Here is a 23,718-nt window from a genome sequence, read left to right on the forward strand (position 1 = left end):
GCCCATAGCCAGCCGCAGGAGGTTCTTCTCGCCCGGGGCGGCGTCGGTGCGGCGCCCACTAATCCAGCTTCATCAGCGGCCCGTCGGTGGCAAAGCCGTCACTCGCTACGGCGCTATTGAGGGCGCGCTCGCGAGCGGCTTTGCGACGCCCAGCCAACACCTCCAGCGAGCTCGCCCGATGATGGTGGTGCACCGCGGTCGGATACGATGCTGGAGGAAATCGTTCGCAGCCGGTCTTCACGAATTGCGAGGAGTGCTCGTTCTTGAGTGCTGGCTGCTGGCCGGATGCGGTGGCCTGAGTGGTCTGCCGACACGCCCGAAAGTCAACGCCACTACCACAAGGCCGCCAAGATGTCAGGTCTGAGAGCCAGCTTGGACGGTGGTATCGTGTTCGGGAAGGTCGTCGAAGGAGGCGTAGTTGAGATAGTAGAGTTTGGAATACAGGCCGCCCATGGCTATTAACTCATCGTGGTTGCCAGTCGCAATAACTTGGCCATTCTGAAGCACGATGATGCGGTCGGCCCCCCGGACCGTGGCGAGACGGTGGGCGATGACGAGGCCAGTCCGCCCTTCAAGCAGCTTGATCAGAGCCTTCTGAATCTGCAATTCCGTGTAGCTGTCGATGTTGGCGGTAGCTTCGTCGAGCACGAGGATCTTGGCGTCAGCGACGAGGGCGCGGGCGAAACTGATAAGCTGGCGCTGGCCGAGAGATAAGTTGTCGCCGCGTTCGCCAAGTTGGGTCTCATACCCGTCGGCGAGGCTCATGACGAAGTCATGCGCGCCGACAGCCTTGGCCGCCTCGATCACCTTGTCGCGCGTGGCTTCCGTCTTCTGGTATCGAATGTTCTCGAAGACCGTCCCGGTGAACAGGAATGGCTCCTGCAGCACCATGGCGACCTGGCGGCCGAGCGATTCCTGGGTGAGGTCGCGTACATCATGTCCGCCGACCAGCACCTGACCCTGCTGAACATCATAGAAGCGGTGGACCAGGGCCATCGCACTCGATTTGCCAGAACCGCTCGGTCCGACTAGTGCGACCGTCTCGCCCGGATTGACCTTGAACGAGACATTTTTCAGAACCGAACGGTTCGGATCGTAGCCGAAGGTGACGTCCCTAAACTCGACCGAGCCGTCCATTTCGGGCGAAAGCACCTCGGCATTGGGTTTGTCCTTAACATCGATCTTGACGTCGAGCACATCCGTCAGGCGCTTGCCTGAGGCCATGGCGCGCTGCATGACCGAATATTGCAGGGTGAGTGAGCGGATCGGGTCAAAGAAGCGCTGGATGTAAAATAGGTAGGCTACCAACACGCCCACATCTATACGGCTATTCATGACCATCGAGCCGCCGACCACAATAACGGCGGCCAAGGCGAGGCCGGTGATGCCATCGACGATGGGCACCATGACCAGTGCATATCTGGCAGCGATCAGGTGGGTCCTGAGGTTGGCATGGGCCCGATCGTCAAAAAGACTGAAATTCACCTGCTGGCGGTCCATTGACTGTATGGTCCGCACGCCGTGAATGGCTTCGGCCAGCGCGCCATTGACGACGGAATTGGTTTCGTGTGCAGCCATGAAGGCGTCGCGGGCACGCGGCAACCAGACAATGCGGACGATCACCAGGATCGGCAGAACCGATAGCGTCAGGAGGCCGAGGCGAAAGTCGAGCCACAGCATTACGAAAACGATGCCGAAGAGAAGCGCAACATCGCCTAGGGAATATACCGAGGTTTCCAGGAACTCCTGTATGGAGTTAACGTCGCCTTGCAGGCGCGACATCAGGCGTCCGACCTCGGTCTTGTCCATGAAAGAGAGCGAAACCTTTTGCAGATGGCCAAACATGGCGCGGCGGATGTCGAACAGGACAGTTTCGGCCATTTTCCCATCCAAGGCTTCCTGCATGTAGCCGGCGGCGAAATTGACCAAAATCGCCGAAAGGAACGCGCCGACGGCCGCAAGCTGGGCTGAGCGATCGGGCCTTGCCGGGTTCATGCCGAGGTCGATCGCGTAGCGGATGATCAAGGGGATGAGAAGCTGCGTCCCGGTGAAGATCAGCATCGCGACAATCGTGACAACTACCTTTGCCCGGTAGGGATGGACGAAGCCCCAGATGCGACGGAGGATGCTCTTGTCGAAAGCCCGGCCGAACATCTCCTCCTCGATCCGGTGCGAGCCGACGACCGCGCGCGGAGGGCGTCTCCCGTCGTCAGGTTCGGCTTCGAGTTCGCCGCGGCCCTGGTCCATCAGCGGGCGCCCCCATCCTGGCTAATAATGCTATCACCCGGGCACGTCTGGAGATCGTAAAGGGCCCTGTAGCGTCCCCGCTTCGCCAGAAGCTCTTCATGCGTGCCGCGTTCTACGATTTCGCCGTTATCGACAAAAAGGATTTGATCGGCATGCTTAAGCGCACTCAGCCGGTGCGCGATGATGATCGTCACCCGATCCTTTGCGAAGCGCCGCATCGCCGCGCGAATGCGCAGCTCGGTGCCGGCATCGATCGCGGCCATCGAGTCGTCGAAAATGATGACGGAGGGGCGCAGCATCATGGTGCGAGCAATCGTGAGACGCTGGCGCTGGCCGCCAGAGAGAGAAACGCCGCGTTCGCCCACGACCGTCTCATACCCTGCCGGGAGCCCGAGGATGTAGTCGTGGAGCTGGGCGAATTCTCCAGCGCGTTCAATTCGCTGTCTCTTCGCCCAGGGATCGCCATAAGCGATGTTGTTCTCGATCGTTGTGGTGAATAGGAACGCATCCTGCTGTACAACCGCGACCGCCTTGCGAAGGCTCTCGAGGGTGACATTGCGTATGTCCTGGCCGTCCAACGTGATGGCGCCACCGGTCACGTCGTAAAAGCGGGGGACCAGATGAGCCATCGTCGATTTGCCGGAACCCGGCGGACCGACGATCGCGATCGTCTCGCCTCTCCGGGCCTCAAAGCTGAGGTTCTTCAGAATGGCGCGGTTTTCGGCGTCGGGGTAGGCAAATGAGACATTGTGGAAGCGCAGAGTGCCGTCACTTATCTCAAGCGGTCTGGCCTCGAGAGCATCCCTGATGGTGATCTCCTGATCGAGGAGACCGAAAAGCCGCGAACCGCAGCTAGAAGCGCGGGCAAACGCATTGACCATGAGACCGATCTGGCGGACTGGCATTTGCAGCATGGTCATGAAGGTCAGGAAGGTCGCCATGGTTCCGACGCTGATCTCGCCAGCGACGAGCTTGTTGCCACCGATCCCAAGCACCAATCCCATTGCGAAAAAGTAGGACAAGGTCATCGCCGACGTGTTGGGTACGTAGATGTCAACGAGATCGTTGGCGAGGTCGAGCGCGTTCTTGGAAGCGCCGTCGAACTTCAGCATCTCATAGGATTGAGCCGCAAAAGCGCGGACCACGCGGATACCTGCGAGATTTTCCTTCATCACGCGGCTTAGTACCGAAAGGCGCTCATAGAGGTCGAGCCAGGTGGCGCGCAGCCTAAGCTGTGTGGTCGATGAGCGCCAAGCGACAAAAGGCACGAAGCTGAGCGCGGCCAAGCCGAGCATGGGATCGGTCGAGATCATCATGTAAGCGCCAATCCCGATCAGCATCGTCAGCAGGAGCACCCGCATAAGCCCGGTGGAAAAATACATCCGCACGCCTTCGAGATCGAGCATTCCGGCGGTTATCAGATCGCCTGAATGGACCCGGTCGTGAAAGGAAAAGCTGAGACGCTGGATCTTGTCGTAGTAGGCGAGCCGCAATTCGTACGCGACATGATGCCCGACGGCTTCGGCAAAATAGTTCTGCGCCATGGTGAAAACGCCGCGTAGCGCGCTGACGGCGAGCAGCAGGAGAGCCGGGGCCCAGAGCGCTTGTCCTGCCGCGGCCCCCGCGACGCCGCCCCCGATAGCTGTCTGGGTCTGGTCGACAGCCCGGCCGAGAAGCTGGGGAATGAGCAACTGGAGGATTGCCGCCATGATCGTCGAGCCCATAGCGAGGGCAACCTGCCACGGATGGCGCAGATTCATACGCGTGATGCGCAACAGCGTACTCAAATCCCGGCCCCAGCGCGCCGCTTCAACATGGGTCAACGAATTCAGTGCGTTCGTTGCGCTACTGGCAGCATCACTGTTCACGGGTGTATTCCCGACTGCATTTTGCGCCTTCGACGAAAGCCGAAGCAGACATCATCAAAGGCATCCGCCATTGTTAATCCCGTCCTCAACTTGCAGCCGTGCCCGTTCCCACAAGCCGAGCCGCCGCTTGACTTAGTGGCATGTCGATCACCGTGATTCCGCTTGCCGCAAGGAAACGCGCTTCGTTTCTGGTCAGGGTTTCGGCGTCCATTACGGTGCAATAGGGACCGCGGGAGCGCTTCATGATCTGTCTAGCGTAGGTGCGCAGCATCTGATCGTTGAAGCGGCAGCCAACGAAGAAAAATCCACGGGTGATGCGCCGTTCCTTCACAGCGTCTGGGATCGGTGTCTGGATATCAATTTCGGACAGGACTTCGACGTAGTCGGAATCTGCGACGAGAAAGTTTTGCGCGGGCGTAATACTCCCGTGAGGTGAATAGAGAACCGTCTTGGCCCCCAATCGGGGGTCGAGCTCCCTCCCGGACAAATCGTAGGTTTTCGTCCAAATGTTGCCGATTTCATTCGCGCGCGTGACGCCTTGTATCTCAACGACGTCCGTTCGGCCGGTCTCTACCAGAGCCGTGCGCATCGCGCTGTCATACCAACTGTCGATGATGAGGGAGAGTGGCAGCCTTGCGAGCCAGGCGTGGAAGGGGGTCGGCCCCACCGGCGCTGCGAATATGTCGGTCATCCAAGCTTGAAGCGTCCGGCGATGCCGGCGCTGTTCGATGAACTGTGCAACCGACCACATATTGGTGCGGATCCTGGAAGGGGCTGGAGCCCGTGCATTGAGTGCCGCGGCAACAACCTCCGGGGTATGCGGCACAGGCGGTTCCACACAGTTCAACTCAAGAAGACCCGGACCGAGATAGGGGATCACCTCATCGGCGGCGAGCGCTTCCTTCGCCAGGTCAAGCAGCTTTTCAGCAAAACTGTCCCGCACAATGACGAGGTGGCCCGATGTCAGGATCGTGTTCATCTCGTTTCCTCGCGACGCACCCAGGGGCAGCATCAGCCCTCTTCGGAAATCTTCCTTGCCTCGACGGTGATCGGCAGACGCGTATCATGTGGGAGATCGGGTAGGAGGAGCCGCCACCCGTTCCTGAGCGTGACCGTTCCGCCCCACAACTCTTCCTTCTCGAGTTTGATGATCGGCTCTTCGAGGTCCTTTTTGGGGACATACGCTGACAAACCAGCATCGGTCCTGCGGATCATGACTTTCATCTGGCCGTCCCTTCATTGGTATTGCTTTCAGCACTGCAGGGCGCCTCGGCCTCGTCGAGGCTCATCAGTTCACGCGCTCGCATACCGACTACGGTGCCACGGTCGATCCACTCGACCGCATAGATGAAGAACTGCTGGAGAAAGGTGCCAATGTCGCGCACATATCCCTCGTCCCCCTTCCGCACGAGATTTTCGCCGATCTCCCTGCCAGGATAGGTGCCGTCATTCTTTATGTGGCGAGTGGCACGTACCCGCTCTCCCGGCATGAATCGTGGAGGCCTGCGGATTTCGATCTCCTCTTCGCGTCCGAGCGACATGTCCGTTCCCTGATTTCTCTTGCGGCTGAGATTGCGAACAAGGCGTTCCAGGCGTCCTGCGTAGGCAGCCCCCAACCATGTCGGCAGTCCAATGTCCGTTACGCAGGAACGCAGGTCTTCGGCACCGGACATACCGAGGCACATTGCTGCGCATCGAAGACCCCCTCGCATTCGGTGCACTTCTGTGACTCGATCACGTAGCTCTCGCCTTTGAACTTGATCGCGCCGGAAGGACATTCGAATTCGCAGGCGCCGCATTGGGTGCATTGGGATGCGATGATCTTGAAAGCCATTTTAACTCCTGGTCCGAATGAATGAGACAGCTCAGGCCGTCGCCGCGAGTGTGGGGGTCCCAGATGCGGCGATGTAAATCGCGCTGATTGCTGTCTCGATATAGTCATGGGCACAGGCGTCGGTGGCTCTGATTCCAGCCTCCGCGAGCTGATCCTGCGGGCAATTTCCAATCTTGGCGCACAGCACGATATCTATGCCTTGAAGCGCTGCGATGACGCCATCGAGGGCGGCTTCTGCGCCCCAGCCGCCAAGGCAATACTTGTCCACCTTCCGATGCCCGACGAAGCTGATCCCTTTCAGCGAGGCTTGATAAACCTGGAATTCTTTCGCATGGCCGAAATGCTCATTGACGCGGCCGCCGCCCTTGGTCGCCACCGCGAAGAGAAGGGACTTGCCGGGGCTCGCTGCCTTGACCAATCCGATCGCTTCTCTCCTAGCCTCGACGTGATCACGGCGCTCCTCCGCGACCAGCTCCCGATAGGCCTTGCGTTTGCTGGCATCGTAGGTGACCTCGCCGGGAATCCGGTCGACTGTGAATTCCTGGCCACGATCTTCTCCGAGCAGGCCCACGGCATCTGCCCGGCACTGCCGGCAGTGGCGCATCAACTGGGCGCCGTTTTCGACACGATCCTGAAGAGCCTTCATCTCCATTGCGTTTGGGCCGCGCTGCCCGCTCAGACCGTAGTGCGTGCCGTGGGCCGGGTCCGAAATCAGCGGCATAAGGTTGTGCAGGAACGCGCCTCGCTCCTTAATCCATCTATTCACCTCGATCAGATGCTCATCATTCACGCCCGGGATCACCACCGAGTTGATTTTGGTGAGGATGCCCCGCGCGGTCAGCATCTCCAGGCCCAACATCTGCCGCTGGTGCAGGATCCGGGTGGCTTCAATGCCGACGTAGCGGCGATGATCGTGAAAGATCCAAGGATAGATCTTTGCACCGACCTCAGGGTCGACCATGTTGATCGTGATCGTCACGTGATCGACATTCATGTCAGCAAGCTCATCGACATGGTCGGGCAGCGCCAGCCCATTCGTGGATATGCAAAACTTGATGTCTGGGATTTCCCTGGCGACCCTGGCGAAGGTCGCCTTCGTCTTCTTCCAGTCGTAGCAGGCGTCGCCCGGTCCGGCGATGCCGAGCACGGAAAGCTGCGGCACCTCATTGGCGACCGCGATCACCTTGCGTAGCGCCTGATCGGGCGTCAGCTTTTCAGAGGCCACCCCAGGCCGGCTTTCGTTGGCGCAGTCATATTTGCGATTGCAGTAGTTGCACTGGATGTTGCAGCCCGGCGCGACCGCGACGTGCATACGCGCGAAATAGTGATGCGCCTCTTCTGAAAAGCAGGGGTGATCCTTGATCTTCTCCCAGACAGCCGGATCCGTGTCGTCGGGCTTTGTCGACGAGCCGCAGGACGAAGACGCGCAGCCCCCGAGTTTCATGATGCCAAGCAACTGGTCACCGAATGTCGTGCTGAGGCTCTCAAGCGAAATTGCCGGTGCAGACATGAACGGCTCCGTTGCTGCGTGATGTCGCAGTTCAAAGCGCAAGAGCTATGCCAGCCCAAAGAGCTGTTTCGGTTCATGAATAGGCTTCCCGTGTCACATTCCTTCGGATTGCTCCGACACACCTGTCGGGCTTACGACAGTGGACAGGCAAATAGGGTCGCGAGGCTAGCAGCCTCGGACGCGCAGAGTGTGAGCGAGACCACTCCGGGCTGCTTACGCTTGACGTCATCACGACGTCCCGAATTTCTTAACCTTGATACCATGCCGGCGCAGGGCGTAGCCGATTATCCAGGGCGTGAGGCCAGGGATACGAGCCGCCCTGGCAAAACCCAACCGGCCTTGTCAATCGCGTCGATCAGCCACTAGCGTTCCGTCAGATGCGGGCGACAAGCGGCATGGTTCGGACGCCGGCCGTAAGGGGAGATACCTTGCTGCGGAGGCGCCGATGCGACTGGCCGGCAGCCGCAATCCGCTCGATCTGGTACAGCCTGTGGTATGAGGCGGCGAGTGCCTGATTGAGGTGCGTGGGCGTTGCCGGCAGTGGCGGCAATCTCCGGCTCTCCTTCAGCGTCCAGACGACGACTTCTCCATCACCCGTCTGCAGAAACGTGGGCAGGACGTTCACGACAATTGCCCAGCGTATGGCGAGCGTAATCTCCAGCTCGCTTGGCGCGGTCAGCACCTTCACATATCGTAGAGTCCCTGAGCGCGGTATCTGCTTAGGGAATGCGTGCGCCGGTCATCCGAATTTAAAGAGGATTCCGAAACCGCCGCGTGGATAGTTCCACTCGATCTCACCAGTCGTCCCGCACAAAATCCGGCAGGTGCCGCACTCCATGCAGCCGTCGGCAGTGATCTCCACTTGACCCTTGTCGTTCAACTCATAACATTTCGCCGGGCAGACGTGGGTCAGCGCGAGCAAATTCGCGCTCGGCTTCTGGTGCGGTCGCACTTTGATGTGCGGGCGGCCGGAATCCACCAAGTAGCGGTTCTGGTAAAGCTTGTCCTCGACACGTGACTTCGTCGCTGCGCTGGTCATTTCGTCTCCCCTCAGCGCCACGCCAATGCAAGGCGGACCGCGTCGCTGACCAGCCCCCAGCGCGAGCGCGCCTTGATGAAGGCCGCCGTGGTCGCCTTTTCCTTCTCGATCTTCGGCGTGCCGTCGACACGCATGAAGTTCTGCGCAGCTTGCGACATCAACCGCGGATAAGTCGTGAAATAATTGCATGAATTGGTGTGGAGCAAGGCCGGCATGTCTTTGTATTTCCTCAGGTCCTTGACCACGAAGGACTTGTCCAGCATGGCTTTGTAAAGGGCGAGATTCCGTTTGTTCATCGGACCGTTGCGGCTCTTGACCTCGACGATTGCCTCAGCCGCAATGCGGCCGGAGGTCATGGCGAGGTTCGAACCCTCGCGGTGAATGGCGTTGTTCAGTTGCGCGGCATCGCCGACCACGACCCAACCATCGCCAAAGAGCTGCGGAATAGCCTTGTAGCCGCCTTCGGGAATGAGGTGTGCGGAATATTCTTTCACTTCCGAGCCGGCGATCAGCGGCCGGATCGAAGGATGGCTCTTCAAGGCATCAAGGAGAACGTAGGGGCTCTCGACCATCGCGGCAAAATCGGAGACGAGGCAGCCAATGCCCAGTGAGATGGACTCCTTGTTGGTATAGAGGAAGCCGAGCCCGGCCATGCTGCGGGAGGTCGTGCCCACCGCCTCGATCACGCAGCCCTCATCGCCCTTTACGCCGAACCGCTGCTCAATGACCTCTTCGGGCAAGAAATGCATTTCCTTGACGGCGAGGGCCACGGTTTGCGGCTTTGGCATCTCGCGCAGGCCGGCTCGAGTGCCAAGCAGTCCGCAGACACCTTCTGCGAGAACGACCACGTCCGCGTAGATGGCTCCGCCCGCCCGGTCTGTGCGGACGCCGATCACCCTGTCATTGGCATCACGGATGAGTTCCGTCACGGTCGTCTCGCACAGAACGGTCGCGCCGGCCGCGCGCACCTTACGCGAAAACCATTTATCGAACTGGGCACGGATGATCGTGTACCGGTTGGGCTTCGCCTCATTGAAGTCGTCCGACCTATAGTGAATCCCAGTATGGGATGTGTCGTCCATCACCCAAAGCCGCTGTTCAACCAAATGCCGCTCGAGAGGCGCATCATCCCGGAAATCCGGGATGATCTTCTCCAGCATGTTCGCGTACATGATGGCACCCTGGACATTCTTGGAGCCCGGATATTCACCCCGCTCCAACTGCAGCACCTTCAGGCCATGGCTGGCCATGGTGTAAGCAGCTGCGTTTCCGGACATGCCTGCCCCAACAACAATGGCGTCGAAGTTTTCCTCGATCATGTCCATCCCCTTAGCTCGAAAGCTTATCGCGACTGTGGGGCGACAGCCGCCGGGTGAAGGCTTCCGTCAGTGCGGGCAGGAAGCGGATCGCGTCGGTGACGATTCCGAGGTGAGCGAAATCGAAAATCGGCGCGTTCGGGTCGGTGTTGATGGCCACGATGAGATCCGCCCCCTCCACGCCAACCCGATGCTGGACGGCGCCGGAAATCCCGGCCGCTATGTAAAGCTTCGGCCGGATCGTCTTGCCAGTTTGGCCGATCTGCCGATCAGCTGGCATCCAGCTCTTCTGGACCAACGGACGCGAACAGCCGTGCTCGGCGCCGATTGCTCGTGCGAGGTTCTTCACAAGCTGCAGGTTCTCCGCCGCGCCAAGACCAAGGCCTCCCGCAACCACGACGTCGGCATAGGCAAGGTTTGCCTTCGCCGACTGATTGTCCGGCAGGAAGCCGAGGACTTTGGTAGCGATCTCGTCCTCGGCAAGCGAAAGCTTGTGCCGGATGACACGCCCGACCGGTTTATCCGTCCGCTGCGGCATGGGCATGACCCTCGGCCGCACGGTCGCCATCTGCGGGCGGAAATTGAGCGTATAGATCGTGCACAACAAGGAACCGCCGAAAGTCGGGCGCGTGGCGGCGAGCGAACTGTCGGTATCCACATCGAGTTCGGTGCAGTCGGCCGTGAGCCCCGTCTGCAAGGTCGTCGCCACGGAGCCGGCAAGATCCCTGCCCAGTGTGGTGGCACCGAGAAGAAGGATTTCGGGTTTGTGGGTATCGACCAGATCCGTCAGCGCCTTGGTGAAAGGTTCATTCCGATAGTCGGCGAGCAGGGGCGCCTCGGCGATGTAGACAAGGTCAGCGCCATACGCGAATGCTTCGGCAACGGCGCTCCCGACGGCCTCTCCCGGCGGTCCAAGCACGACGCCTGCAAGCTGGACCTGAAGCTTGTCTGCTAAGTTGCGGCCTTCGCCGAGCAGTTCGAATGATACCGGATGGACCTCGCCACGTTCGAGCTCGATGAAAACCCAAACGTGCCGATAGTCCTTGAAATGGGCGGGCAATTCCTTCTTTATGCCGGCGCGGCCGGCGGCAGGGCGAGGGGTTTCTCCGTTCGCGGTCGACATCGTTTTGCTCCTTGCCGTCACGCGCCGCCGTTAAAGGCGAGCTCATGTTCCAGCGCCGGCTGGCGGGTGAAGATTGCGGTGATGAGTTCGTCAGCGACATCGCGCAAGGCCTTCTCGGCGGTGTCGATTTGTGCCGCCTTTTCAGCTCGAGCAGGAGGGGCGAAAACACGTTTGACGACCGTCGGTGAACCGCGCAGGCCGCATTTGGTGAGATCCTCAATGCCGGCGTCGGCCGCGCTCCATTTCAAGACCTGGCTGCGCGCGGCGCACAAGGCGTCCTGGATCGAGCCCCGGCGGATCTCGTTTGTGCCTTCCAGCATGGTGATGAGGCAAGGGAGCCTGCTCTTCAGCATCTGTGTGCCGCCTTCGGAGCGGCGCTCGACCTTGATCTCGCGTGCAGCAAGGTCGACAGAAGGGATCTTCGCGACATAGGTCAGTTGCAGGAGTCCGAGGCGCTTGGCGATGCCGGGCCCGACCTGGGCGGTATCGCCATCGATCGTCTGCTTGCCGGTGAAGACGAGGTCTGGCGTGCCGAACGTCTCGCCAATCTTCGCGATTGCCTGGGAAAGGGCAAACGAGGTTGCCAGCGTGTCGGAGCCGGCAAAATAGCGGTCGGTCAAGAGCACCGCTCGGTCGGCGCCGTAACCGAGCGCCTTGCGCAGCGCGTCCTCTGCCATGGGCGGACCCATAGTGAGCACAGTGACTTCGCCGCCATGTGCGTCGCGCAGTCTGAGCGCTTCTTCGAGGGCGAACAGGTCGTAAGGGTTGATGATGGTCGGAACACCCTGGCGCATGATCGTGTTCGTGACCGGATGGACCCTTATCTGTGCCGAGTCCGGCACCTGCTTGATGCAGATTACGATGTGCATTGGCGGTTTCTCTAGGCTCCTGTCCGGGTGCGGCATTGCGGTTATCTCCTTGATCCGCATTATTCGTGCCAAGTCTCTTGCGCTCCCCCTTTCCTACAACTTCGGCTGGTTGCTTCTGACGGCGCTGTGGTGATGACCTGATTTGGCGGCTGCTCGACATTGTCGCGTCGCACCCTTGTCGCCGATCATTCCCGTCCGAACCGCTTCAGTACCGAGTCGAACGGAACAAAGGTGTGACCCGGCGCGGCAGGTTTGTTCGGATCGTGGTCCTTGAGAACCTTGAAGATCCGATGCGTGAGCGGCGAGGAAATCGCAAAATCCTCGTAAGCGCGTTCGAGCGTCGCGCGCACCCTCGCGGCAATCACCTGGTCGGGCAGACCGGAGAAATCTTCTTCGGCGAGGTATTGGCCCACACGCTTCATGATATGGAGCCGCGAGACATTCAGTACCTTCGGGTCATAGGCGACGCCTAGGGCTGAGAAGAATTCCTCTGCAGCCGACAAGCGCTTCAGTCGTGCGAGGATGTCGGTGACATCCATGGGGCGGCTGTCAGCGGAACAATTCATTGCATTCTTCCTGGTCGCAAAACTGTGGCCTCTGTGCGCTCGCGCACGGCTGACTTGGCCCCGCACAGCTCGATGAGGGATGCCTCGCTGCACATTCCATCGTAGAGCTCGACCAGTCGAGTTGCAGTGACAGTCGATTTGGTCTCGACCGCCTCGCGCCGGACGCGGGCCACCATCGCGGCTGCCAGATCCGGGTCGAGATCGCGACCGCTTTCGCTCAGCACATGGGCAATCGCAGTCGCGCCGGAATGCTTGCCGATGACGATCCGCCGGCAGCGGCCCACGAGAGTCGGATCGAGCCCCTGATAAGTACGCGAGTCCTTCAGCAGCCCTGCGACGTGAATGCCGGATTCGTGGGTGAAAACATCGGCGCCGACGACCGGCTTAGTGGCTGCGGTCTGCCGGCGGGCGGCCCAAGCCACCTGGGCGGCGACGCCGGGCAATGCGGTCAGCTCAATGCCTGTGTCTGCGCCGTCGAAGACCGCCATTGCGGCGGCCACCTCCTCCAGCGCGGCATTGCCCGCACGCTCGCCGAGCCCCAGGACGGTGACGGAGGCATGGCGCGCGCCTGCGCGGATCGCCGCCAGCGTGTTGGCGCCAGCAAGTCCGAGATCGTTGTGCGCATGAAATTCAAGGTCGATTGGAGACTGCACCACGAGCTGGGCGACAAGTTCGAAGGTCGAAAACGGGTCGAGAACACCGACTGTGTCGGCCAGCCTCACGCGGCTTGCGCCGGCGCGTGCGGCCGTCTCGATGACGCGGGCGAGGTGATCCCGATTGGCCCGCGAGGCATCCTCGCAGCCCACCGCGACGAAGAAGCCGGCGGCGGCGGCGCGCCTGACCATATGATCGATGACCTGGAGCGCTCCCGCCTTGTCGAGGCCGAGCTTGGCGGCAAGTTGGATGTCCGACGCAGGCAGCGACAAATTGACCGCTTGGACGCCGCTCTCGATCGCTGCATCGAGATCCAACGACGTCATCCGGCACCAGGCCATGAGCCGAACCGGAAGACGCCGCGCTACCACGGCGCGAATTGTTTCAATCTCGTCGACGCCCATGACCGGCGTGCCGATCTCGATCTCTGTCACGCCGGCCGCCGCAAGAGACTCAGCGATCTCCAGCTTTTCCGTCGTGGTGAAGGCGACGCCCGGCGCCTGCTCGCCATCGCGCAAGGTCGTATCGTTGAGGGAGACATGAGGGGTCATGACAGATAGCCTGTTCTTCTGCGGCTCACGCATAGACCGGATTACCCGGCCCAGAACCGGAAAAGCTGCGCAGCTTCCCCACGATTCCCGGCATGACCTCGAGCACCCGGTCGATGTCCTCTTCGCTGTTGTCCCGCGCCAAGGAGAAGCGGACTGCCGCGTGTGGCGTTTTCATCGCGCTTAGGACATGGCTTGGTTCCAGAGAGCCGGAGGTGCAGGCCGAGCCAGAGGAACACGCGATGCCAATGCGGCTGAGGAGAAGTGGAATTCCATCACTTTCGACATGTTCGAAGGAGATGTTTGCGGTGTTGGGCAATCGTTGCAAGGGATCACCAGTGACACAGGTGCTTGGGATGCGCTGGAGGATCCCGCCCTCCAGGCGATCGCGGAGCGACTTTACCCGTGTGGTCTCGTCGTCCATGAATTTCAAGGCGAGTTCGGCCGCCGTGCCGAGCCCGGCTATGCCGGGCGTATTCTCGGTGCCAGCACGCCGGTTGTGTTCTTGGTGACCCCCCTTGATCAGCGAATGGAAATCGACGCCACGTTTTACGAAAAGCGCACCGATCCCTTTCGGCCCGTGCAGCTTGTGGCCGGAGAGCGACAGCATGTCGATTGCGGTCGACTTCAGGTCCATCGGAAGCTTGCCGACCGCCTGCACAGCATCGGTATGGAATAGGGCGCCCACTTCCTTGGCCAACTCGGAAAGCCTTGCCACGGGGAAGATCACACCAGTCTCGTTGTTCGCCCACATTATTGATACGATTGCAACCTGTGGGGTGAGGGCGGCCATATAGGCGTCGAGATCGAGCCGACCACGGCAATCCACCGGGATCCTGTGCACCTTGAGGCGGCGGGTCTTCTCAAGATGCGCGCAGAGCGTCAGCACGGCGGGATGCTCGACCGCGGACGTGACAATCTCGGTTCGGTTGGGCGCCGCCTCGAGCGCTGAAAGAAGCGCTGCATTGTCGCTTTCTGTCCCACCCGAGGTGAAAGTGATCTCATCCTCGAACTCCGCGCCGATCAGCGCTTGCAACTGCCTCCGCGCCTTTCTCACCGCCGCACTGACTGAGGCGCCAAGAGCGTGTGCCGACGAAGGGTTGCCGAATTGATCCCTAAAGAACGGCAACATCGCTTGCACGACCTCAGGATCGACCCGTGTGGTTGCGTTGTTGTCGAGGTAGACAGGCTTCATAGGTGCGATCCTCAGTTAAACAGAATGACGCGAGCGCTAGACCGACTCGTTGAGCCTCTGGCGCATGCCGTTGATGATCATTTGAACTGGCAGCGCGCGCAGGCGCCCGGAGTGTTTGACGTAAACCGGATCTCCGTCGATATGGACATGTTCGCAGTGGCCGCAGGCCAGGACGCGCGAACGCGATAACGCTACCGATGAGCCGAATTTGGCAGCGGCGCGATTTGTCCGCAAGCAGCTCGGGTGCCACCAGGAACCGAGCTGCTTCGGGAGGCGACGTTCTTTGAATCCTACTGGGAGCGAATGGCGGTCCCGAGATCGGCTTTGACCTTGTCTTGTTTTTTAGGACGGGGACATCTGTTGTGCCGGCCATATAAGTCTCCTCTGCGCAAAATCAGTCTGTCGGCCGTACAGGCGCTTCGGGCGTTTAACTGAAGGACTTGCCGCAGCCGCACTTTTCGCGCGCATTGGGGTTATCGAAGACAAAACCGGAAGATTCGAGCCCGGTGAGGAAGTCGACGGTCATGCCGGCTACATGGGGTTGGGAGCCCGTGTCCACGAACAGCTTGATCCCATCGGTGTCAGTGATCGCGTCGCCCTCGCGCGACACGCTCTCCAGGCCCATTAAGTATTTGAAGCCGGCGCAGCCGCCGGCCTCGACCATGATGCGAAAGCCTTCCGCCGGCTCGCTGGCGCGGGAAAGAGCAGTCTTGAAGGCGGCAACGGCGTTGTCGGTGAGCGTAATCATGGCTCCATTCTCCTCAGTCCAGGACCGGCTTGCGCATCACGCCGCATGCACCGTGCCAAAGCGAAAAAACGTTTCAACACAGCGCGGCATCTCTGACACTGCCGTGCTTCTTGTGAGTGCATTGCAGCGAAGGCGTCGGCAAACCGACACGTACTGTCGGTTTGTCCGGTCCCGCCACCAGGGATGTTGGGCCTGAGTTCCCGGTTGAACTCACATCACCAAGTACAGAACTTCTTCTGAGCTTGCTTCGGCGCAATTGGCACGGTTTTTGAAGCTCCGTTTGGCGAGACGGCAAGAGCATGCCGATCCACAACCATGCCGTGGGTGCCCGCGCGATGGATGGGGCGAAGCAGGGGAGCAACATGTCAGGACCGGGTCAGACACGCGTTGTTTGGCAAAGCCGCGCCGCCCGTGGCATCCGAATGCCCGCTTGGCCGATTGCGACAACACCCACACTCGCTCACCCACCGCCCAGTAGCGGCCGACCGGCTCGATGGGATGCCATTGGCATGTGCCTGCTCGCCGGTTTTCGCGCGGGTGCGACGCCGTGCGCACGCTGTCCAGCGACACCTTGTTCATGGGCCAGCAGCAGATCAGGATCGACCATTTCGGCGCGCCTTATCGGCTGAAGATACCCGGGCAGGGCAGATGATCCTCACACGTCGTAGAAACAGGGGTAAGCATGGACCAACGCGAGAAACCGTCGCCCGACGAAATCCGGCGGGCGTGCAAAGACAATCCGAAAATCCGGGAGCATGATCTCGCCGCTCGATTGGGCATTTCGGAAGTCGAGTTGGTCGCGGCGCATTGTGGTCATGGCGCGGTGCGCATCGAGCCGCGCGTCGATGATCTGCTGACCGGCCTCGAAGCGGTCGGCGAGGTGATGGCGGTCACCAGCAACGAAAGTGCCGTGCACCAAAAGATCGGCGTGTACGGCAAAGTGGTCACCGGCAACCAGCATGCCATATTGCTCGGCGACGGGATCGACCTGCGCATCTTCCCGAAAGCGTGGGCGTATGGCTTCGCCGTCGAGAAGCGCGAGGGAGCCGAGATCCGCCGCAGCCTGCAATTCTTTGATGCCACCGGCGAGGCGATGCACAAAGCTCATCTCAGGCCCGCCTCGAACCTGCAGGCCTATCAGGATCTGACGGCAGAGCTTGTATCCTCCGATCAGGAGCCGATCATATCGCTCGAGGCGAGCGGGGCGCGCGATAACGCAGTGAGTCCAGACCACGCCGCCACGGTCGACGACCTACGCGAGCACTGGGGCCGGCTAAGCGACGTGCATCAGTTCTACCATATGTTGAAGACACTGAAGCTCAGCCGCTGCCAGGCTATGCGTACGGCCGACGAGGATAACGCCTGGCTGCTCGACAATGATGCCGTTGGCGCCCTGTTCCAACAGGCGGCCGAAGACGAGATGCCGATCATGTGCTTTGTCGGCAATCGTGGTTGCATCCAGATCCATTCCGGCCCGATCAAGTCGGTCAAGCAGATCGGGCCGCGGATCAATGTGCTCGACGAGACCTTCCATCTGCATCTTAGGACCCATCGCATCCGCGAGGTCTGGGCCGTGCGCAAGCCGACGAGGGACGGTCACGTGACGTCCATTGAAGCGTATGGCGCGGACGGCGAGATGATCATCCAGTTCTTCGGCAGGCGCAAGGAAGGCGAACGCGAGGGCAGCGACTGGCGGTTTCTGGCCGAGAGTCTGCCATGTGTTCCCGGTCCGGATGTGGAGAGTGCCGACAGGCCCTCGGATTGAACCGGCCGCCATAGGACTCGGCAGCACGTTCCGACAGCGGCTCGCGAGGAATTTAGGTCCATGTGCGGAAAGGCTTGCCTTCATCAGCGCATACGGACGGTTGGGTGTGCACGCCGGAAATTGACCGCATCGATACAGTCAAGCTCGTCGCGGGCCGGACTGCTGCGCACGAGTGCATCGCCGTCTGACCGAAAATCGTTGCAGCGCCTGCGAGCGATAAAATACGCCATCAGCGCCGAACCGAAGCGCGGCTCGACCTTGTTGATATTTCCGATCAAACGCCGTCGGGTCTTGTCGGATCGCACCCGATCCTTGCGCTGGATCGCATCGTTGCTCAATCCGGGCCGTGCGAGGCGATCTCCACGTTCGTCGACCGGAAGGCTGTGCAGCAGCAGCCAAGCCGAACAGCCCGATGTCGCGGACTCGACAAAACCGACCACGGATGTCGGTTGTCGGACGTTGTCCTAAGAATGATGGACAGGTGATCATCAACTTAGCGGCGGCGGCCCAGTTCAGGCTGGCGTCGCTTGGTGCAGGCCAGGGGTACGCCTATCCGGCACGCGACTTGCTTTGACAATTTGGCCAGCGGGGTGTCAGCAGTGCGTCACGGAGCTCAGCGGTGATTGATCGCCTCTCAACCATAACGGGATAAGCGGCGGCTTTGCTTCTGACCGCAGCGCGGCGGAGATGCCCTTCGGATTGACTTCGCAACCGATCTCATCGCGCTGGCAGTGGGCTGATCGGGCGACAGATCTCGAACGCGCCCGACAAGAGACGTGCTCATGCTGGAAACCGATTTTATCAACAGCGGTGCAATCTCAATCGAGCCATGAACGCCAATGTAGAGAAAGCAAGATGGCGACCAACCCCGTTCCAGATCATGTCCCGCCCGAAATGGTGAGGGACTTCAGCCTGTTTACATCGCCAGGGATGCCACCAACACCCGACGGGGATCCACACGCAGCTGTCGCTTGCGTACATGACGGGCCTCCGATCTTTTACTCCCGCTACAACACTCAAGATGGCCGGGGTACCTGGGTCATCACCCGTGCCGCGGACCAGCGTAGGGTGCTGCAGGACGCAGAGACTTTTTCCAGCCATCGCAGCATCTTCTCCTCCATACTGGGTGAAAACTGGCCGACGATCCCGCTTGAGCTCGATCCACCGGCCCATGGCGTCTTTCGCTCACTGCTCAATCCGCTGCTTTCGCCAAAGCGGGTGTTGGCTTTGGAACCGGCTGTCCGCGAACGGGCGGTCGAGCTGATCGAAAGGATCGCCGCGTCGGGCACAAGCTGCGACGTGATGAAGGATTTTGCCTTTCCTTTCGCGGTGAGCACCTTTCTTCGCTTTCTGGGGTTGCCTGATGACCGACTCGATACATTCGTCGGCTGGGGGAAAGATCTGCTCCACGGCGACGATAAGGAACGACCTGTGGCTGCCCGGACGATCGTGGCATTCATCGACGAACTTGCAGCGATGCGCCGCGACGAGGCGGTTGACGATTTCATGACCTTTATCGTGCAGGCACAGGTCGAGGGCCGCCGGCTGACGGACACCCAAGTCCGCGGCATCGGCGTGCTTGTCTTCGTCGCTGGGCTCGACACGGTCGCAGCAGCTATAGGCTTTGACTTGGCGTACCTCGCACGCAACCTCAAAGATCAGCAATTGCTGCGGAGCGAACCGGACCGCATCCCGCTCGCAACCGAAGAATTACTGCGGGCCTATCCGCCCATTCAGTTGATCCGCGTGGCCACGAAAGATATCGACTTCGAAGGCGCGCCGATCCGGAAGGGGGACTATGTTTCCTGCGCCACGATGATTGCCAATCGTGACCCGGCGGAATTCGAATGCCCCAACACGATTGATTTAGAGCGGGAGGACAACCGCCACGCCGCCTTTGGTTATGGTCCCCACCGTTGCCTTGGCTCACACCTTGCCCGGCGGGAGATTGTCATTGGCCTGGAGGAGTGGCTGGCGCGCGTCCCGGCTTTCAGGATCAAGCAGGGTACGGCGCCGATAACTTCTGGCGGCCATGTGTTCGGGATCGAAAATTTGATTCTGGACTGGTCTTAGGCCCGCCCCGAGCCGGGGCACAGACAATGGAGGCAGCGCCATGCGCATCATCGTCCAAAAGGCCAAATGCCAGGGTCACGCGCGATGCGCGGCGCAAGCGCCGGACATCTTCAAGCTTGATGACGAGGGCTATGTCCTGCCTGGTGACATTGAAGTTGCGGAAGGGGAGGAACTGCCTGCATCGCGAGGCGCGCGATCCTGTCCTGAACGTGCGCTGGAACTCACTCGCTGACGCTCTGAATCAGACGTCATTCAACCGTGAGTCTGGCGGCTTGAACCATGTGGCCGCACTCAGCACGCGACCTCTGTCCCGCACGGTTCACGTCCCACCCCGCGGGGGCATTTCCGGCGCCTGTGTTCCCCGTGAGGCGCAAACGGCAGGGCCCGGGGTTCGCGAAACGCCTCCTTCCAATCACAGAATTTGCGACAGAGCCGAGTGGACCAGACGAAAATTGCCGAACTACTCGACCGCGAGGCGATCCGCGACTGCGTATACCCGAAGAACTGCCCGACCCATGTTGCGGCAGGCCGGATCTCTGCATGATTTGATAGGACGAAAGCAGGAGAACGCACCATATTTGCCCAATATTATGCCCGGCTCAGCACCGGCCAATGGCCGCAGATCGAGCTGGAGAGGAGGTTCGACCAGCATGTACTTGCCTGTGTGCTCTCACGGGCGCTCGAGGAGATCGAGGCCGGCGAGGCGACTGCGACGGAGGCAACCGGACTCTCGCGCGCCGAGCTGCGCGATGTCCTGGCCCGCTGTTTCCCTGCTATTCCTATCAACGCGTTTGCCTTGAAAGAGGTGAGCGAGCCCGAGCCGGATCTGGAGGAAGAACTTCTGCACGGACTGCTGCTGGCGCATGCCCGGCCGGGCGACAAGGCGAGCGCCCGCTTCGCCAGGGTCATCGCCCGGCGTGCCATGCGCAATGACCACCTCTGGCAGGAGCTTGGCCTTTTTAATCGGACCGAGCTCGGCCGCCTGCTCGCCTCGCATTTTCCGACGCTGGCGGCCGGCAACACCCAAAACATGAAATGGAAGAAATACTTCTACCGCAAGCTCTGCGAGGCCGAAGGTTTTTCGCTGTGCAGCGCGCCCAGTTGCCGGGAATGCAATGATGTCAAAAGCTGCTTCGGCCCGGAGGAAGGCGAAAGCCGCCTCACACGGATCAAGAACGGCATCGCCTCGGATTGAGAACCGCTTTCGTCTGTCGTACAGCCGCAGCGCTCGCGCCGCGCCATATGTCTCTTACGAACGTAGACTGACGCCTTCGGGGATTGAATGCTGTGCCTGCTGTCCGATTAGTCGCCATGCTCACTTCGGCGGGCGCCGTCATGATGGCGGTGCGGGATGCGACCCGCACCATCGCCGCCGAGCAACTGGTGTTCTCCGGGCCGTTGCTGCTCGCCTGCCTGGCGGTTGCGGCGCCTGGGCGGCCGCGGTTCACCGCCGTCATTGTTCGCGCTGGTGCACAGTTTCGCCTCGATCACCCATTGGGGCGGCCAGATTGTCTCCGGCGTCGCCATCAATTTCGTTGCTGCCGGCTCCGCCATCATTCTCGGCCAGGTTCCGGCGGCGCGCGCGCTGGGGTTCCTGGAAGCTTTTCGCACTTTCTGCCTTGCGCCTCCAGCTGAATTTCGCGCGCTCATGAAGGAAGTTGACGGCCCTGGACATACAGTGATGCAAGCACGATCGAACCGCTTATTCGGGGGTTCGAGTCGGGAGAGGGCTACCGCCAATACAGCGCTGTTGTTGAAATAGTCTGCTAACGGACCATTCGCGGTGAGTTAATGCGATTAGATCTCGTTTTGCTTCAACCGAGTTGATGCGCTGATATCAAGGGGTTCAGATAGCCGCATCGGCAGAATTGCCTCTGTCCGCGCACCGTTCAGCTCGTTGCTATTTCATTCGGATGTGTAACGAGCGCCTACTCATCAAGGTTGGCCATGGAGCCTATCGCGTAACGGATCAGGAGGCGACATGACCAAGGTTCGGGGTGACGCGCAAGCAGCCAACGTGGCGGCGACAGGCCCTAGTGATCGGAGCGAGCCGTGGGGATGAGATCCAGAGGCATCAGAAATTCGAACTCGTCCAGACAGCTATCGAAATCGCCATTGAAGGTTCGAACTGCTCTATCTTTGCCCACCAAGACGATCTGATATGCGTTCTCTGCCGGGTCAAGCGCCCACCAATAGCCCTCGCGAACTGTCGATGGATCGACGGCGCCCTCCGTTGGCCAGAGGCTGGCATCAAGCCATTGCAGTAGCTCGAATTCTATCAAGTCGAATGGATCGGCATCCCCAACACGATTGGCCATTTGGCCAAAGGAATAAGAACCTACGTCGATGATCTCGGGCCGATCATCCTCCTGCCGAATGCTAATCGCCCACTAATAGCCACTCTGTATCCGCATGACTCCATCTCCAAACGTGTTCGTTCGGCCGCCGACTGCGTGAGCAGGTCAGCGGGCCAGTTGATGTGTTCAAGGAGTTTTGTTGGGCAGCCGTGCTGCTCGTTGTCTACGACGTAAGGGCTCCCCCATCGTCGGTTATCACGCGGCTTAGTCAAGATGCCCAGGGCCGCTTCTCTCAAGGCACGGCATGGAATTTATCCGGCGCGATCAGGCAGTCAAGAGCGCTACAAACCTAGGCTATGAAGCCAGGGTTAGCTGTCGCTTCGTTCCACAGCTTTCATCCACCGGCACACCTGACCAGTCCTGCCCACCCCACCCGAATCCATGATCACTGGAATGTAGCCAAAGTTAGACTCGTACTTCTGGACGTCGCTCAATATCTGTTGGCAGATCTCGACCGGTACGGGGGTAAAATCGAATGTTGGTCGCTCTAAGACGATGTACCCAGGTGCATTCTCATCTAACCAGTTTTGGAAGCTGAAGCCCTTTTTGTCGAACGAGTAGAACGACCATTCACTCATATGACCTTTGGGCTTTGTGCCAAGCACCGAAATAATGACCCGGCATGCTAGAGGCAAGCCGTGAAGCCAATCGATAATCTGCTGATCGGACACTTTTGCCGAGGCCGACGCCTCGTTCCCTGTTCGACCTGGTCGGGCAGCCGTACAAAACCTGGCGCCGCCGTGGGTCTGCGGGAGTTGCCAGTGCCGAAGCCGAAATGGTCTCCTCATGCTTTGGCAAACGATCCGTTTAGTGGACTTGCCGATGGTCGTTCACCATACACAGCCTCGATGCCCGTCTTCCGGATAGCCAGACCGACGGCTTTCTCTATCTCCCAAACCACCAGCCGCAATCGCTCCATGGTTCGCGCAGTCCTACGCGGCCCGTCCTTGTCAAGCTTGTAGTCGTATCGGATCTGCGTGTATTCGTTCGCGACCGTGCGCGAGCGGATGAAGTCTTCTACCTCGCTCGGCATCTCCAACCCGAGGTGTCTTCCTTCGTCCAGCATGTCCAAGAAATGATGCTGATAGCCCCGGATGTCAGCCGGTGTTTTTCCTTGGAGAAGGAGGAAGCTTCGCAGGTAGTGCTCTAACGCTTGAAAGTAGAGGAATCTGCGAGGATGATCGGAAATGCTCGGCCGAATTTGGGGGGAGACCAAGGCAAGAGCATCAGCGTTCGCCCGATACGTTTGGGCGAAAAGAAAGACGCCGAACGGCGTCATTCCCGATCCATATACCTTCGGCTTTTTGGCTGCACCGTCTCCCATGGTCAGCGAAGATGCCGCCTTCGGTCGCGGAGGGCAAGTCTCTCTCGAGTAAGCACAATCTAAAGGCGCGCTCGCGGGGCAGAGCTACTGGGCGACGCCCGGTGGAGGCTTGCAGCATGGGGGAGACGTTCGAACAGGCCGCAATCCGCGAACTGCGCGAGGAAACCGGAATCCTTGTGGATCGCGTCGCGCCCCAGGTGTGAGAGCGAGAATTTGTGCTTCATTTGCCCGACGGCGAACATGTCATCGCCGAGGAGCGATTCTTCCTGATACGGGCCGATAGTTCCACAGCCGAGCGGGAGTTCATTTGCGAGAGCAGCTAAGGCAGCTTTGAGTCTCTTGGTGCTCGGTGCCGTGGCGCCGCCAACAGGATTGGCGTAATCCGCATTGCGACGTGGGAACGATATGCCTGCTATTATCAGAGCCGCCACTATTGCCGACTTGCCGCGCATGGTCGATCTCTTGTTGGAGGATGCTAGGCAAAGACACGCTCTCAACCCGACACTCTGGGCGATTGCAGATGATGCACATGAGAGGGTGGAGGAGGCGGTGAGATTCGCTTTGGAGGCGGACAAGCAGCCATTCCGGGGTTGTGTGCGTCAAGTTCTGCAAAATGGGCGATCATGAAACTGGTCATGCGGCTTGGCGTAGAGCGAGCTTCTTGTGCTCGCGCAGATCATCC

Annotated in this window: 26 protein-coding genes and 1 pseudogene; 7 read left to right on the forward strand and 20 right to left on the reverse strand. The window is 60.1% G+C overall.

The window, feature by feature from the left end; translation table 11 throughout:
• Positions 1-354: 354 nt before the first annotated feature.
• The 16 genes from NKJ58_RS30065 to NKJ58_RS30140 all read right to left on the reverse strand — a co-directional run bounded on the left by NKJ58_RS30065 (position 355) and on the right by NKJ58_RS30140 (position 15,517).
• Positions 355-2,247, reverse strand: coding sequence for an ABC transporter ATP-binding protein (locus NKJ58_RS30065; protein ID WP_023727113.1), 1,893 nt, complete (start codon positions 2,245-2,247; stop codon positions 355-357).
• Entirely contained in the window at positions 2,247-4,115 is a 1,869-nt protein-coding gene (locus NKJ58_RS30070) for an ABC transporter ATP-binding protein (protein WP_031196866.1), read from the reverse strand. The genes NKJ58_RS30065 and NKJ58_RS30070 overlap by 1 nt, the downstream gene beginning before the upstream one ends.
• An 85-nt stretch (positions 4,116-4,200) precedes the next feature.
• Positions 4,201-5,094 (reverse strand): SIR2 family NAD-dependent protein deacylase, encoded by an 894-nt coding sequence (locus NKJ58_RS30075; protein WP_031196864.1) that lies wholly within the window; start codon positions 5,092-5,094, stop codon positions 4,201-4,203.
• Between the two features lie 32 nt (positions 5,095-5,126).
• Positions 5,127-5,339: a putative nitrogen fixation protein NifT gene (gene nifT / locus NKJ58_RS30080; protein ID WP_023672220.1), complete on the reverse strand. Its 213-nt coding sequence runs from the start codon at positions 5,337-5,339 to the stop codon at positions 5,127-5,129.
• The gene (locus tag NKJ58_RS30085) at positions 5,336-5,656 is read right to left on the reverse strand and encodes a nitrogen fixation protein NifZ (protein ID WP_023672219.1); all 321 of its coding nucleotides are present in this window, start codon (positions 5,654-5,656) and stop codon (positions 5,336-5,338) included. Before NKJ58_RS30085 ends, nifT begins: the two co-directional genes overlap by 4 nt.
• Before the next feature lie 98 nt (positions 5,657-5,754).
• On the reverse strand, positions 5,755-5,949 hold the full coding sequence (locus tag NKJ58_RS30090; RefSeq protein WP_023672218.1) for a 4Fe-4S dicluster domain-containing protein: 195 nt from the start codon (positions 5,947-5,949) through the stop codon (positions 5,755-5,757).
• A gap of 31 nt (positions 5,950-5,980) precedes the next feature.
• The gene (gene nifB, locus NKJ58_RS30095; protein ID WP_352854600.1) at positions 5,981-7,459 is read right to left on the reverse strand and encodes a nitrogenase cofactor biosynthesis protein NifB; all 1,479 of its coding nucleotides are present in this window, start codon (positions 7,457-7,459) and stop codon (positions 5,981-5,983) included.
• Positions 7,460-7,832: 373 nt separating this feature from the next.
• Positions 7,833-8,147: a hypothetical protein gene (locus NKJ58_RS30100; RefSeq protein WP_023672216.1), complete on the reverse strand. Its 315-nt coding sequence runs from the start codon at positions 8,145-8,147 to the stop codon at positions 7,833-7,835.
• A 51-nt stretch (positions 8,148-8,198) separates the two neighbouring features.
• Positions 8,199-8,498: a ferredoxin family protein gene (locus NKJ58_RS30105; protein ID WP_023806340.1), complete on the reverse strand. Its 300-nt coding sequence runs from the start codon at positions 8,496-8,498 to the stop codon at positions 8,199-8,201.
• 11 nt (positions 8,499-8,509) lie between these two features.
• Entirely contained in the window at positions 8,510-9,817 is a 1,308-nt protein-coding gene (locus tag NKJ58_RS30110; RefSeq protein ID WP_023712672.1) for an FAD-binding protein, read from the reverse strand.
• Between the two features lie 10 nt (positions 9,818-9,827).
• A complete protein-coding gene (locus tag NKJ58_RS30115) occupies positions 9,828-10,937 on the reverse strand; it encodes an electron transfer flavoprotein subunit alpha/FixB family protein (protein ID WP_352854602.1) in 1,110 nt (369 codons plus the stop codon).
• Positions 10,938-10,954: 17 nt separating this feature from the next.
• Entirely contained in the window at positions 10,955-11,806 is an 852-nt protein-coding gene (locus tag NKJ58_RS30120; RefSeq protein ID WP_023672212.1) for an electron transfer flavoprotein subunit beta/FixA family protein, read from the reverse strand.
• Positions 11,807-11,991: 185 nt separating this feature from the next.
• On the reverse strand, positions 11,992-12,372 hold the full coding sequence (nifW, locus tag NKJ58_RS30125; protein ID WP_031195875.1) for a nitrogenase stabilizing/protective protein NifW: 381 nt from the start codon (positions 12,370-12,372) through the stop codon (positions 11,992-11,994).
• Complete coding sequence (nifV, locus tag NKJ58_RS30130) at positions 12,369-13,577, reverse strand: homocitrate synthase (RefSeq protein ID WP_353029472.1); 1,209 nt, start codon at positions 13,575-13,577, stop codon at positions 12,369-12,371. Before nifV ends, nifW begins: the two co-directional genes overlap by 4 nt.
• Positions 13,578-13,602: 25 nt before the next feature.
• A complete protein-coding gene (gene nifS, locus NKJ58_RS30135; protein WP_023806336.1) occupies positions 13,603-14,769 on the reverse strand; it encodes a cysteine desulfurase NifS in 1,167 nt (388 codons plus the stop codon).
• A gap of 427 nt (positions 14,770-15,196) precedes the next feature.
• Positions 15,197-15,517: an iron-sulfur cluster assembly accessory protein gene (locus tag NKJ58_RS30140; protein ID WP_352601193.1), complete on the reverse strand. Its 321-nt coding sequence runs from the start codon at positions 15,515-15,517 to the stop codon at positions 15,197-15,199.
• Between the two features lie 547 nt (positions 15,518-16,064).
• On the opposite strand from NKJ58_RS30140, the gene hemP reads away from it, so the two are divergent.
• Both hemP and NKJ58_RS30150 read left to right on the forward strand, forming a co-directional pair.
• Positions 16,065-16,169, forward strand: a complete 105-nt coding sequence (hemP, locus tag NKJ58_RS30145; RefSeq protein ID WP_352761077.1) for a hemin uptake protein HemP — start codon at positions 16,065-16,067, stop codon at positions 16,167-16,169.
• Between the two features lie 30 nt (positions 16,170-16,199).
• Positions 16,200-17,282 (forward strand): hemin-degrading factor, encoded by a 1,083-nt coding sequence (locus tag NKJ58_RS30150; RefSeq protein ID WP_352854604.1) that lies wholly within the window; start codon positions 16,200-16,202, stop codon positions 17,280-17,282.
• Between the two features lie 83 nt (positions 17,283-17,365).
• Here NKJ58_RS30150 and NKJ58_RS30155 read toward each other — a convergent pair whose 3' ends face one another.
• Positions 17,366-17,722 carry a hypothetical protein gene (locus NKJ58_RS30155; protein ID WP_352854605.1) on the reverse strand — a complete coding sequence of 119 codons (357 nt, stop codon included), beginning with the start codon at positions 17,720-17,722 and terminating at the stop codon, positions 17,366-17,368.
• 415 nt (positions 17,723-18,137) lie between these two features.
• Between NKJ58_RS30155 and NKJ58_RS30160 the strand changes: the two genes are divergently transcribed.
• The 4 genes and pseudogenes from NKJ58_RS30160 to NKJ58_RS31580 form a co-directional block, all read left to right on the forward strand.
• Positions 18,138-19,355, forward strand: coding sequence for a cytochrome P450 (locus tag NKJ58_RS30160; RefSeq protein ID WP_352854606.1), 1,218 nt, complete (start codon positions 18,138-18,140; stop codon positions 19,353-19,355).
• Positions 19,356-19,395: 40 nt separating this feature from the next.
• The gene (locus NKJ58_RS30165) at positions 19,396-19,587 is read left to right on the forward strand and encodes a ferredoxin (RefSeq protein ID WP_352752785.1); all 192 of its coding nucleotides are present in this window, start codon (positions 19,396-19,398) and stop codon (positions 19,585-19,587) included.
• 342 nt (positions 19,588-19,929) lie between these two features.
• Positions 19,930-20,550 carry a nitrogen fixation protein NifQ gene (locus tag NKJ58_RS30170; protein ID WP_502902361.1) on the forward strand — a complete coding sequence of 207 codons (621 nt, stop codon included), beginning with the start codon at positions 19,930-19,932 and terminating at the stop codon, positions 20,548-20,550.
• Positions 20,551-20,814: 264 nt separating this feature from the next.
• Positions 20,815-21,003 (forward strand): annotated as a pseudogene (locus NKJ58_RS31580) (ABC transporter permease); the annotation flags it as partial.
• Positions 21,004-21,388: 385 nt separating this feature from the next.
• On the opposite strand, the gene NKJ58_RS30180 reads toward NKJ58_RS31580, so the two are convergent.
• The 3 genes from NKJ58_RS30180 to NKJ58_RS30190 form a co-directional block, all read right to left on the reverse strand.
• The gene (locus NKJ58_RS30180; protein ID WP_352854607.1) at positions 21,389-21,673 is read right to left on the reverse strand and encodes a hypothetical protein; all 285 of its coding nucleotides are present in this window, start codon (positions 21,671-21,673) and stop codon (positions 21,389-21,391) included.
• Between the two features lie 347 nt (positions 21,674-22,020).
• Positions 22,021-22,383 carry a hypothetical protein gene (locus NKJ58_RS30185; protein ID WP_352854608.1) on the reverse strand — a complete coding sequence of 121 codons (363 nt, stop codon included), beginning with the start codon at positions 22,381-22,383 and terminating at the stop codon, positions 22,021-22,023.
• Positions 22,384-22,496: 113 nt separating this feature from the next.
• A complete protein-coding gene (locus tag NKJ58_RS30190) occupies positions 22,497-22,991 on the reverse strand; it encodes a hypothetical protein (RefSeq protein WP_031213832.1) in 495 nt (164 codons plus the stop codon).
• A 161-nt stretch (positions 22,992-23,152) separates the two neighbouring features.
• On the opposite strand from NKJ58_RS30190, the gene NKJ58_RS30195 reads away from it, so the two are divergent.
• Positions 23,153-23,239, forward strand: a complete 87-nt coding sequence (locus NKJ58_RS30195; protein ID WP_245266724.1) for an NUDIX domain-containing protein — start codon at positions 23,153-23,155, stop codon at positions 23,237-23,239.
• Positions 23,240-23,718: the final 479 nt, after the last annotated feature.

Source organism: Mesorhizobium sp. M0139 (assembly GCF_040322455.1).
Classification (GTDB): Bacteria; Pseudomonadota; Alphaproteobacteria; order Rhizobiales; family Rhizobiaceae; genus Mesorhizobium.

Excerpts from the sequence above, each read along its gene's own strand:
- NKJ58_RS30065 (WP_023727113.1), bottom strand. The coding sequence starts at position 2,247 with ATGGACCAGGGCCGCGGCGAACTCGAAGCCGAACCTGACGACGGGAGA.
- NKJ58_RS30075 (WP_031196864.1), bottom strand. The coding sequence starts at position 5,094 with ATGAACACGATCCTGACATCGGGCCACCTCGTCATTGTGCGGGACAGT.
- nifT (WP_023672220.1), bottom strand. The coding sequence starts at position 5,339 with ATGAAAGTCATGATCCGCAGGACCGATGCTGGTTTGTCAGCGTATGTC.
- NKJ58_RS30085 (WP_023672219.1), bottom strand. The coding sequence starts at position 5,656 with ATGTCGCTCGGACGCGAAGAGGAGATCGAAATCCGCAGGCCTCCACGA.
- NKJ58_RS30090 (WP_023672218.1), bottom strand. The coding sequence starts at position 5,949 with ATGGCTTTCAAGATCATCGCATCCCAATGCACCCAATGCGGCGCCTGC.
- nifB (WP_352854600.1), bottom strand. The coding sequence starts at position 7,459 with ATGTCTGCACCGGCAATTTCGCTTGAGAGCCTCAGCACGACATTCGGT.
- NKJ58_RS30105 (WP_023806340.1), bottom strand. The coding sequence starts at position 8,498 with ATGACCAGCGCAGCGACGAAGTCACGTGTCGAGGACAAGCTTTACCAG.
- NKJ58_RS30110 (WP_023712672.1), bottom strand. The coding sequence starts at position 9,817 with ATGATCGAGGAAAACTTCGACGCCATTGTTGTTGGGGCAGGCATGTCC.
- NKJ58_RS30115 (WP_352854602.1), bottom strand. The coding sequence starts at position 10,937 with ATGTCGACCGCGAACGGAGAAACCCCTCGCCCTGCCGCCGGCCGCGCC.
- NKJ58_RS30120 (WP_023672212.1), bottom strand. The coding sequence starts at position 11,806 with ATGCACATCGTAATCTGCATCAAGCAGGTGCCGGACTCGGCACAGATA.
- nifW (WP_031195875.1), bottom strand. The coding sequence starts at position 12,372 with ATGAATTGTTCCGCTGACAGCCGCCCCATGGATGTCACCGACATCCTC.
- nifV (WP_353029472.1), bottom strand. The coding sequence starts at position 13,577 with ATGACCCCTCATGTCTCCCTCAACGATACGACCTTGCGCGATGGCGAG.
- nifS (WP_023806336.1), bottom strand. The coding sequence starts at position 14,769 with ATGAAGCCTGTCTACCTCGACAACAACGCAACCACACGGGTCGATCCT.
- NKJ58_RS30140 (WP_352601193.1), bottom strand. The coding sequence starts at position 15,517 with ATGATTACGCTCACCGACAACGCCGTTGCCGCCTTCAAGACTGCTCTT.
- NKJ58_RS30150 (WP_352854604.1), top strand. The coding sequence starts at position 16,200 with ATGGACCAACGCGAGAAACCGTCGCCCGACGAAATCCGGCGGGCGTGC.
- NKJ58_RS30160 (WP_352854606.1), top strand. The coding sequence starts at position 18,138 with ATGGCGACCAACCCCGTTCCAGATCATGTCCCGCCCGAAATGGTGAGG.
- NKJ58_RS30165 (WP_352752785.1), top strand. The coding sequence starts at position 19,396 with ATGCGCATCATCGTCCAAAAGGCCAAATGCCAGGGTCACGCGCGATGC.
- NKJ58_RS30180 (WP_352854607.1), bottom strand. The coding sequence starts at position 21,673 with ATGGCCAATCGTGTTGGGGATGCCGATCCATTCGACTTGATAGAATTC.
- NKJ58_RS30190 (WP_031213832.1), bottom strand. The coding sequence starts at position 22,991 with ATGACGCCGTTCGGCGTCTTTCTTTTCGCCCAAACGTATCGGGCGAAC.
- NKJ58_RS30195 (WP_245266724.1), top strand. The coding sequence starts at position 23,153 with ATGGGGGAGACGTTCGAACAGGCCGCAATCCGCGAACTGCGCGAGGAA.